Origin of the sequence: Microbacterium sp. NPDC077663 (assembly GCF_044542795.1) — a bacterium.
Taxonomy (GTDB): Bacteria; Actinomycetota; Actinomycetes; order Actinomycetales; family Microbacteriaceae; genus Microbacterium.
This window is the reverse complement of the sequence record NZ_JBITVE010000006.1, coordinates 25,550-34,767: the sequence shown is the minus strand read 5'-3', so window position 1 is coordinate 34,767 and position 9,218 is coordinate 25,550. Positions and strand designations below refer to the sequence as shown.

The following is a 9,218-nucleotide window of genomic DNA, read 5'->3' as shown; positions in this document are numbered from 1 at the left end:
GGTGCATCTCCACTTAGCAGGGCTAAACGTTTAGCTTGCTCCGTCTGGAACACCGATCAGGGACGCTCACGTCGACAGACGGGAGTGGTCGCGGCTTTGCCGCGGCGTGCTGTCTTCGTGTCGATGGACATCGACCTAACGGCCGGCAATCCGTAGCATGTGGTCATGGCTACGAAACTGACAACGGAAGAAGCAATCGAGCGCGCTCGTCGTCTGCAAGAGGATCGGCTGACGGCTGTGCAGACCGTCGCCGAGGCACGTCAGGCCGTGACCGACGTGCGCGAGGAGACAGCGCGCGAGCTTGCCGAACTGCAGGCCCGGATCGCGGATCGAGTCAGCGCTGCGGAGCGCGACGACGTCCGAGCGTGGAACGCTGCACTCAGTGCTGGATGGTCTGCGGATGAGCTGCGCAAGATCGGGTTCTCCGAGCCTGACAAGAAGGCGCGGACTCGGCGTCGGTCGACGCGCAAGACGTCGACCGATACAGCGTCGGCCGCGGCTACCGAGTCGCATTCGGAGACGTCTCACGAGGGTTGATCCTCGGCACGATTGAGGCCCCACGTTCCGCCTTGCGGGGTGGGGCCTTTGTGTTCCCCGCGTTGCGGGGTTGCACTCCGCTACGAGCCTGTCAAGGGCGCTGCGCGTCCCTTCGGGAGAGCCCTGCGGGCTCCCCTTGACCGCCTCTCCACTCCGTGCAAGGCGGCAAGTGTTCCGACGAAAGCCGGCAGCTCGGCGTACCGCCGAACTTCCTACTTTCATCGGACACACAACAAGGAGAACGCAATGCAGCCTCGCGCGAATCGAGTCCTAGCCGTGCGCGTCGCACGACGCATCCGGGCGGTGCTGGACGCTCGTGGGAGGTCACCAGAATGGCTGGCTGAGGTCACGGGGATCGCGCCGCGAAAGCTTGATCGGAGGCTGCACACTACGGCACCCGCCGGCCTGACGGTGGACGAGCTGAATGCGATCGCGATCGCGCTCGATGTGCACCCGTCCGAGCTACTGCGGGCCTAGGCGGTGGGCTGCTGGCGACGTGTCAAATGGGGTCAGCAGGTGCTCGATCAGCTCTCGGAGCTCGTCGAGGCTGCGTGTGGTCACTGTCGACCGTTCGGAGCACCCGCGGTCACATCAGCCTCGGAGCGAGACAGCGCGCGAGCGACTGTCGATTTGCCGACGCTGAGCACTCCGGCGATGTGGTCAAGGCTTGCGTTCTCGGCGCGCATCCGCTTGGCCTGTGCGATCTTTTCGGGCGTCATTTTCGAGGGCCGTCCGCCGACTCGACCCTGCGACTTCGCGTGAGCGAGGCCGCGCATGGTGTTCTCCCGGATCGTGTCGACGCGGAGCTGCGCGAATACGGCGACCATGCCGAACAGGGCGCGGCCCATCGGAGTTGTGGTGTCGATCATTGGCTCCGTGAGGCTCTTGATGTTCATCCCTCGCCGGTCGAGGTCGTGCAGCGTCTCGATGATGATCCGCTCCGTGCCGCCGAGCCGATCGAGACGGCGCACCAGAAGGGTGTCACCCTCGCGGAGGTAGTCGAGGCAGGCAAGCCACTGCGGGCGGTCAGCGACCCGGCTCGACTCGCCGTGGTCGATGAACACGCGGGATGCGCCGGCTGCGCGCAGCTCGGACTCCTGAGCTGCGGGGTTCTGCTCCCTCTTGGACACTCGCGCGTAACCGACGACGTTCGTCATGACTCGACTCCTGCTGCTCTCGTGCTCGACACTCTCGATCCGCGACGAGCTGGTCATAGATGGGTGTCACTTCCCGCGGCCGGGATCGCCGTTCCGTCGAGCGGCTGACGATTTCGGAATCACCCATCGTCACTCCCGACCGGTGCCGCGATCGGTTCGGTAGCTAGCGCTCCCCCGCCTCGCCGCGGTGCCCTGCTGCGGCGTGTGCTTGGCCGCGGCGGCCGCGGAACGGGGATACGACGCACTGAGCGCCGACCGGACTGCAGACGTCTGGTCGGGGCCGGCGTCGGGCGCGCTGCGCTCGACGGTCACGGCGGCGAACACCGGGACGAGGGATGCCGGCTCGGGAGCGTAGGAGAACATGTCGGGCCGGCTCATCGCTGATCCCGCGTTCCACTGCTCCGGGCTCACTCGGGCGAAGTCGAACCGATACGGCGACTGCTCGGCAACGTGCGCCATGAACACCTTCGACGTGCGGCCGTTGCCCTCTCGGAACGGGTGCGCCTGATTGACGTACGCGAACGTCGTCGCCGCCGCAGCGATGAAGTCATTTCGGCTGATGTTCGACCAGTCCGTCGACGTCACAAGCTGCCGCACGTCCGACAGGTATCGGTCGACCTCTCCCGTCTTGACGTCACCGAACCCGCGGCCGGGGCCTTTCGACATGTTGACGGTGCGGTACTCCCCCGCCCACTCGTAGACGTCCTGGAACAAGTGCCCGTGGATAGCCCGAAGATGAGCACCGTCGAACGTGCGGGGAATATCAACCTCCCCGTTACCGATCTGCGCAGCGCGACCGGTGGTGCGCCCATACTCGAGGCGGGCAAGCACCCGAGCATCGCGCTCGTCGAACAGGTTGCGGAGAGTCCCCTCGCCCCTCAGCGGGTCGATCGTGTCGGGGTAGAAGTACGACTCCCAGCTATCGAACTGGGATGCCACGTCAGCGGCCGGCGGCGACGACGCCGGCAACGCGGCGAGCTGCAGCGTCCGCCCGGCGGGTGTACTCGTCCCAGTCGATCGCACCGCGCGCGTAGTCGGTGACGTTCTCGACGTCCTCGCGCGTCGGGGTGAACCCCTCGTGCCAGCCGGCGGCGAGGGTCTGGCGCACGTTGTCGCGCTGAGCTACGTCGAGCTGCGCGAACAGCTCCGGCCACTGCTGCTCGACAGTGAATGTCTCGGCCACGATGGACCCCCTTCGTCGTCTATATAGTCTACCGTTCATCCCGAAAAGGTTCTATGGCACGTTTCGGCACATTTTCTATCGGAATGAACCCAGCACTCGTCGCGCGCTATCGCGAAACGCAACTTCCGCCTTTCCAAGAGCTTCGTCGTCCCCAGACTCATACGCTGCCTGCATCTCGTAGACATTCCGAGCAACGGAGTCCGGCCCGAGAAGAATGACCGGGCCAAGCACTGCCGCCACCGTGCCGTACATCTCGTCTGCTTCTGCGACAAGGCGTCGAATGTCGTCGATGCTGCGTTCAAGACCGTCTATCTCCGGGGGCGTTGCGTCGCGGCCGGCGGACTCCCATTCCTTCACCGAGGCGTCGCCGCTCGCCGCGAGTTTCAAGGTCTTGTACCGATTGAGGTCGAAACCTTTGACGAGAGCGAACGCGGCAACATACGCCTCGTACCTACGCTCGCGGAGCCACGCCCGATGCGCTCGACGAGATTGCAACCACGCACCCAAGAAGCCTGCGAGCACGGTGACCAGTACGCCGCCGAAGATCGAGAGCAAAGAGAGCAGGACAGGATCGAGCGCGGACGCCGCCTGCCCCCCTGACGAAAACACAAGACCGGGCATCTGCCGAGGCTATCGAGGGCGGGCCGCACACGCTCGTCCCGAATACGTGCACTTGGAGTATCGGGAGATGACTAGTTTCGGCACAGGGTTTCGGCACGGCGTGTCGACGTCGACGCGGTGCCGGCGATGATCGTCCCGAAATCGATCAGTTTCGAGCGATTGCGGAAACCTACAAGCTCGCAGGTTCCGGAGCGAGATTCTGAGACCCGTCAGTTGGCAGGGGTACCTCTATTGGCTGCGTCGGTGGGAGGTCGATGTCGTAGGGGCGAGGTTCGTATGCGGGCATGGGTTCCTCTGATCAGCGAACGCTGGGCTGTGAGCGAGTGATGGTGTGACGTTCCGGAACGAGAGCGTCGCGAAGTTGCTCTCGTGCTCGGGAGAGCCGTGAGCGTGCGGTGGACGGGTTGATGCCAAGTAGTACGGCTGCCTCGCGGGACGCAAACCCGTCCCAGTACACAAGACGGATTAGCTCGGCGTCGTCCTCAGCGAGACGGGATATCGCATCTCGCAGATCAGCCGACGACTCGTCCTGGGCCGGTGGTTGTGTGCTCATATTCTCGGCTAGCCGTTGCACAGCGGCGGAGCGTCGAGCGAGCGCCCGGCGGGCATCGCGGAGCACATTTCGAGCGGCCCCGAACAGCCACATGCGGGCCTGAGTGGGATCGTCAGGTATCTTTCGTCGCGACTTCCAGGCGATGAGCATCAGCTCTCCGAACGCTTCGGCGGCGTCCGCGCCGCTGAGCAAGCGGCGCTGGAAGTAGCTCAGCAGGTCAGCCTCGTTGTCTCGCAAATGGTTCTCGAGGCTCATGCGAGGAGTCGGCGGCTCGTCTCTCATCGGCAGTCGGTGGTCTGGCTGGACAGGCTGACTTCGTGACCCGGTGACATTTCGTAGCCGCGCTCGTTGAGCGTGCTGAACAGCTCGGATGCCACGATCTGGTGAATGGCGTCCTGCTTCAACTGCGCTGGGCTGAGAACGACGGGAAGCGGCTGACCGTCCGCGCCTATCGACTGCGCGTACTCGGCACGCAGCTCATTCTCCACAGCAGTTGTGTCCAGCGCGTCTAGATCGATGCCGGCGACGATCGCCTTGGCATCGACCACCAGGGGGTCATCCTCAGAGAGGCCATCCCACTTGACAAGGATGCCCTGGAAGCAGGCCGCGCCGTCCGTGCGGTCGATGGCGAACACGTTGTCAGCCACCCATCCCCACGGGGTCTCGTTGCCGGTGCCTGCGACAGCCACGGACCCGCCACCGATCAGCAGCACGGACGCGGCGACGCTCGCGCCCCACACTCGCATCCGGCGACCAGATCGCGATCGCGCCTCCCGGATGATGCGTGCGCGATGCTCCCCCAGACCCGCCGGGGGCGCGACGCGCGGAGCGGACTCACGGATGCGGGTTTCCAGATCGGTGTCGGTGTCGTACATGGTTGTCGCCTTCCTCGCGATCACTGTTCACCCTGTACATGGCCGCAGCCCCGCAATCTGTCCAAGCATCGCTCGAATCAACCGGCCCGACCCATCCCTCCCGAAACCCCGTACCAAAAGGCTTCGCCCGAAACATGAGATACGAGACGGCACGCGTTTACGGGCCGACCTCCGTCAAGCACTCAGCCTGATGCCGGAAACGATCGTTTCCGGCGCGCAGGCCACACCTCGGATGCCGCTTTGAGTACCTTGCTTTGGGGAGGGTGAATGGCAAACGACGTTGGCTACTGGTGGACACACACGGGCTGGGCTTATCGCCCGAAAGACGCGCGTGAAGTGATGAGCGTGTTGGGTGCCATCGGTGTCCACAACGCGCGGCAGAGCTTTGCCTGGCGCGGCATGTCCAGCGCTGATTACCGCCTCACCTCTTCCCTCCAGCGAGAGCTCGGTGACGAGACGACTGAGGCCAAGATGCGTTCGGCCGAAGTGGAGCTTCTCAGTGCCGCCCGCGATTGGGGGTTGGGAATCGGCCCCGGCGGATATGTCGATGACTTGCAGTTGCTCGCGGACTTGCAGCACTACGGCATTGCAACCCGATTGCTGGACTTCACGAGTAACCCAATGACTGCACTGTGGTTTGCTTGCCAATCGCCGAAAGCGCCTGGCGTCGCGAAGAGCGGAGTTCTGCTGGCTCTGAACACGACGGGGATGCGGCAGGTATCAACGATGTCCCGCGGCGGGACGTGGGGCTCCATGCGGAACATGGGTGGCTCGACTCTTGAGGAAGCACTGAGAGATCCAGCGCCGTTCCTCGTTCGGTCTTTGGCGCCTAATGACCGACTGAGAGCGCAGGAAGGCTTCTTCGTCGCCGGCGCGGTCCCCGAAGACCGCCGCGGGCAAGAGATCGTGACGCCATCCGGGATCACGTTTCGCTTCACTCACCTGGACCCGTTCGCGGCAATCGAGGTGCCGTGGCGCAAGGGAGATCCTGAGAAGCTGCGCGCGAGTTTCCTGGATGATCGGCAGCGGGGGCGGCCAAAGGACGTGCCGTTTGTTGCCGTCATCATCAAGGCAGGACTAAAAGCAAAGCTGCTCCGGTACCTGGAAAACACCTACAACCGCTCCGCCCGGGTGCTCTTTCCGGACTACGCAGGGTTTCTAGAGTTCCGCTCAGAGCCGAAGTCGCGCGGCTCGGTGGAGGACTGAAAAGCGGCACAGGTGTACCGCTCGCCCGCGGGTGCCCTTTCGGGTAGGGCCGCCCCAGACCCGGGTTGTGCATCGGGGGATCGCACACCCGGGTCTCGCACGGCCAGCAGATCGGCTGGGACGTTAGCCTCAGCGCATGAATTCTCCCCGGTGGGACACATACCCGCCCGTGATGACACCAGCCGAGGTTGGCGAGGCGCTCGGAATGCGAGCGGCCACCGTTCGTGCGCGACTGCGCGCCGGAACGATGCCCGCTAGGCAACTCGGACGCACGTGGATCATCCTGAAGCACGAGGTGATCGGGTGGGCGGCTGCGGTGGCGGGAGAGCCGGAGCCTGCCGAAGCTCGCGCTGATCCCCTCGCCGGCTACCCGGACCTTCTCACCTATCGGGATTTGATGCGGTTCTTCCGCATCGACTTCAAAGGCACCGTGTACATCTGGCTCGAGCAGGGTGCGATACCCGCAACCAACATCGGCTCACGATGGGTCGTCCACACCTGGCGGCTACGACAGCATCTCGAAGAATCGAACGTGCTGCGAGATGCACCGCTCGAGTGAGCGCAGGCTCTCGACGCCGACAAACACTCCTGCCAGACGGCTTCTGCTCAGCCACATAGGAAGCGCCTCTGACGATCGCTATTGGAGGGCCGCAGCTAGCTTTGGACGGCCGCTAGGGTTTGCTCAGGGGGGAACAAAACAATGGCGAGTGGGTCATCTGGCTGGGGCTGGGGTATTGCTGGGATCGTTGTGATCGGCGTTGTTGCAGTAGGCGCTGCTAACCAGTCCGGAAATAACAGAGCATCCGATGACCCGATCCAGCAAGCCACGACGGTGCTAGGCAACAGGACTTACGCCGAAGTCGATGAGTTGACCGATGATGTTCTTAGCAGCTCTGGAACGTCCCTCACAGACGAGAATCGATCCCGAGTGTGGAGCGCTGCCCTTGCCGTATCGAGAGACCTCGGGATCGATGCCTTCGAAGTAATGGAGTGCGTTCCTGGACTGGCGAAGGCCGCCGCGACCGCAATCGACCTCCCCGAAGCAGTAGGTATGTGCGGCTTCGAAGTAGCCTCGCGTTAAAGCCCGTCGGAGTCGGAAAGGATCCGATTCGACACGGATAGCGGCGGCACTTCAGCCAAGACCGATTGCCTCATCGGCTTTGAGCGATGCGCGCAACCGGGCCATCGACGCGATCGACCAACCAGCGTCGGCACCGGCTCATGATCACCAAGTTGAGAGTGGGAGGGATGCTGGGCAACCCGTCTCCGATCACCAGCAGCCTCGACGGAGATAGAGGAAACGCCACAGAGGAAAGAGGGGCCGCGGCTCCGGATCGCACGAGAATCACCGCCCCATCGCCCGTCACTAGCCCTCCGGAAACAGGTACTACTCGCCAGGGCCACGCTTCGAGCTCTACGGGGTCGAGGCGGAGTGCCCCCGTGTTCAGGTCTTTCGCGAGCGCTAGCCGATCCCCAAGAGCCATATCTGCCATCCGCCCCGGAGCCACCGCACTGCCCAGCCACGCCGGCATTCTCACCTTGGCCTGATCTGCGTACCGGCCGCGCTCAAGGTGCATGTCTAGGAACGAGACGACCGAGGCGCGGCCCTCTCGGTTTGGTGTTCCCCCGGATGCGAGGCTTCGGAGCGCGGGGACTGCTTGGCTCTCAATCTTCTCGTAGACGGCTTCCAGGTCGACTGTCAGCACTTCGGCGCGATAGCCGTAGCTAACGACGGTCGCGTTGGTTACCGACGTCGGGTAGCTGACGTCGTTTTCAGCGTCGAAGACGTGCACCCGGTTGCGGCCGTCGGCCCATTGCTCCAGATATGCACGCGTGATCATGTGGGACCGCTTCACCATCGGCCCAGTATGGCCGCGCGCATCGGAGCGTCGCCGCGCATATGTGGGTGTGAAGAAGCGTCAGAATCCCCGCCCCCCGATCGACGCGACCCGTACGGCTCGCCGAAAGCGCCGCAGGGTGAAGGTAATGGAGCAATCCCAGACACCAGCCCTCCGTCCTTCCAGCCCGCAGGACCGGTTCGCCTCTGTCGCGAGCGTCCTGTCCAGCAGCTCGAAGGTGATCGTTGCCACCTGGCAGATAATCGAGCGTTGGCCCTGGTAGCCAACTCGAACATAACTTCGACGGTGGCTATCCTGGTTCCTGCGGGAGGAGGTAGCCGTGGGAACGAGCAGGCGGTACGCCGGCGCCGTCGACCGACGCATGGACACGCGCATTTTGGAGCGGGTCGCAGCTGAAGCCGGCCCCCTGCAGTCGCTCTCGCCCGAGGAGCTGCAACTGGATACCCGGCCAGTCACGATCGATCCGCAGCCGAAACCTGCGCGAGCGTGGGTCCGTTTCGGGGGCACGCCCGTCCTGGTCGACGCCGAGGTCTGCCGGTGGACGGAGGATGCCTGCGCGATCCGGTTCAACGTGGGCGATCGAGAACTGAAAGCGTGGGTGTGGGCGTCGGCTGTGACGCCCGTGGTGCGTCACCAAAGTTCCGCGGATTCACCCGCGTGATTCCGCGGCTGCAGCGTTGAGCGTCGCACCAAAAGTACCGCGCCGCATCCACCGCTTGTGGAGAGATCGAGTCGCCTCTGAGGGGGCTCGCTACCCTGGCTTGATGGACGATGCCGAGTGGCCGGGTTTCTCTCCGACCTGCGCACAGTGCCTCGTGCAGCTCGTACCCACGCGGGAGCCGTCGAGGCCGGTCTGGCGGTGCCCCGACTGCGGGTTAGTTCGGATCGCTTAGTCGCGGCCTGCCCAAGCTTCCAGACCCCCAGGGGTCGGCTGGTGGAGGAAGAAGATGTTGACGGTGGCGTCAGACTGGCCGCTGGGGATGGTGAAGGGCTCTCGTTGGCTCTCGAACCACAGTGCTGGCAAAGAGCCTCCCGCGGTCGATGACTCGTTCCAATTCGATCGCTGTGCGCCGGCAAGGGTGCCCACGGCTGACTTGACGAGTTGAGTCTGGTCGTCGCCCACTCCGGGTCGCGTAATGGTGACGATGACTTTCTTGCCGATGAACCGACCCACCGTTTCAGGACGGAATTCGGTCATGCTCATGTGTTCGCTGTTGTTCATGTCGG

Annotated in this window: 13 protein-coding genes; 5 read left to right on the top strand and 8 right to left on the bottom strand. The window is 64.1% G+C overall.

Annotated elements, in window-relative coordinates:
- Nucleotides 1-165: 165 nt before the first annotated feature.
- Complete coding sequence (locus ACIGEP_RS17020; RefSeq protein ID WP_396662858.1) at nucleotides 166-537, top strand: hypothetical protein; 372 nt, start codon at nucleotides 166-168, stop codon at nucleotides 535-537.
- Nucleotides 538-783: 246 nt separating this feature from the next.
- Nucleotides 784-1,014, top strand: coding sequence for a helix-turn-helix domain-containing protein (locus ACIGEP_RS17015; RefSeq protein ID WP_396662857.1), 231 nt, complete (start codon nucleotides 784-786; stop codon nucleotides 1,012-1,014).
- A gap of 80 nt (nucleotides 1,015-1,094) precedes the next feature.
- On the opposite strand, the gene ACIGEP_RS17010 is transcribed toward ACIGEP_RS17015, so the two are convergent.
- The 6 genes from ACIGEP_RS17010 to ACIGEP_RS16985 all read right to left on the bottom strand — a co-directional run bounded on the left by ACIGEP_RS17010 (nucleotide 1,095) and on the right by ACIGEP_RS16985 (nucleotide 4,926).
- Nucleotides 1,095-1,694: a recombinase family protein gene (locus ACIGEP_RS17010; RefSeq protein WP_396662856.1), complete on the bottom strand. Its 600-nt coding sequence runs from the start codon at nucleotides 1,692-1,694 to the stop codon at nucleotides 1,095-1,097.
- Between the two features lie 129 nt (nucleotides 1,695-1,823).
- Nucleotides 1,824-2,633, bottom strand: coding sequence for a Fic/DOC family protein (locus tag ACIGEP_RS17005; protein ID WP_396662855.1), 810 nt, complete (start codon nucleotides 2,631-2,633; stop codon nucleotides 1,824-1,826).
- 1 nt (nucleotide 2,634) lies between these two features.
- Nucleotides 2,635-2,877, bottom strand: a complete 243-nt coding sequence (locus ACIGEP_RS17000) for a hypothetical protein (RefSeq protein WP_396662854.1) — start codon at nucleotides 2,875-2,877, stop codon at nucleotides 2,635-2,637.
- Nucleotides 2,878-2,952: 75 nt separating this feature from the next.
- Complete coding sequence (locus ACIGEP_RS16995) at nucleotides 2,953-3,498, bottom strand: hypothetical protein (RefSeq protein ID WP_396662853.1); 546 nt, start codon at nucleotides 3,496-3,498, stop codon at nucleotides 2,953-2,955.
- A 298-nt stretch (nucleotides 3,499-3,796) separates the two neighbouring features.
- Nucleotides 3,797-4,306 (bottom strand): RNA polymerase sigma factor, encoded by a 510-nt coding sequence (locus ACIGEP_RS16990; protein ID WP_396662852.1) that lies wholly within the window; start codon nucleotides 4,304-4,306, stop codon nucleotides 3,797-3,799.
- A gap of 23 nt (nucleotides 4,307-4,329) precedes the next feature.
- Nucleotides 4,330-4,926, bottom strand: coding sequence for a hypothetical protein (locus tag ACIGEP_RS16985; RefSeq protein WP_396662851.1), 597 nt, complete (start codon nucleotides 4,924-4,926; stop codon nucleotides 4,330-4,332).
- Between the two features lie 267 nt (nucleotides 4,927-5,193).
- Here ACIGEP_RS16985 and ACIGEP_RS16980 point away from each other — a divergent pair, with 267 nt between their 5' ends.
- Entirely contained in the window at nucleotides 5,194-6,132 is a 939-nt protein-coding gene (locus ACIGEP_RS16980; RefSeq protein ID WP_396662850.1) for an FRG domain-containing protein, read from the top strand.
- A gap of 136 nt (nucleotides 6,133-6,268) precedes the next feature.
- Nucleotides 6,269-6,691: a helix-turn-helix domain-containing protein gene (locus tag ACIGEP_RS16975; RefSeq protein WP_396662849.1), complete on the top strand. Its 423-nt coding sequence runs from the start codon at nucleotides 6,269-6,271 to the stop codon at nucleotides 6,689-6,691.
- A gap of 592 nt (nucleotides 6,692-7,283) precedes the next feature.
- On the opposite strand, the gene ACIGEP_RS16970 is transcribed toward ACIGEP_RS16975, so the two are convergent.
- Nucleotides 7,284-7,991 carry a DUF4238 domain-containing protein gene (locus ACIGEP_RS16970; RefSeq protein ID WP_396662848.1) on the bottom strand — a complete coding sequence of 236 codons (708 nt, stop codon included), beginning with the start codon at nucleotides 7,989-7,991 and terminating at the stop codon, nucleotides 7,284-7,286.
- A 361-nt stretch (nucleotides 7,992-8,352) separates the two neighbouring features.
- Here ACIGEP_RS16970 and ACIGEP_RS16965 point away from each other — a divergent pair, with 361 nt between their 5' ends.
- Nucleotides 8,353-8,652: a hypothetical protein gene (locus ACIGEP_RS16965; RefSeq protein WP_396662847.1), complete on the top strand. Its 300-nt coding sequence runs from the start codon at nucleotides 8,353-8,355 to the stop codon at nucleotides 8,650-8,652.
- A gap of 228 nt (nucleotides 8,653-8,880) precedes the next feature.
- Here ACIGEP_RS16965 and ACIGEP_RS16960 read toward each other — a convergent pair whose 3' ends face one another.
- Nucleotides 8,881-9,213, bottom strand: coding sequence for a hypothetical protein (locus ACIGEP_RS16960; protein WP_396662846.1), 333 nt, complete (start codon nucleotides 9,211-9,213; stop codon nucleotides 8,881-8,883).
- Between the last annotated feature and the right edge of the window lie 5 nt (nucleotides 9,214-9,218).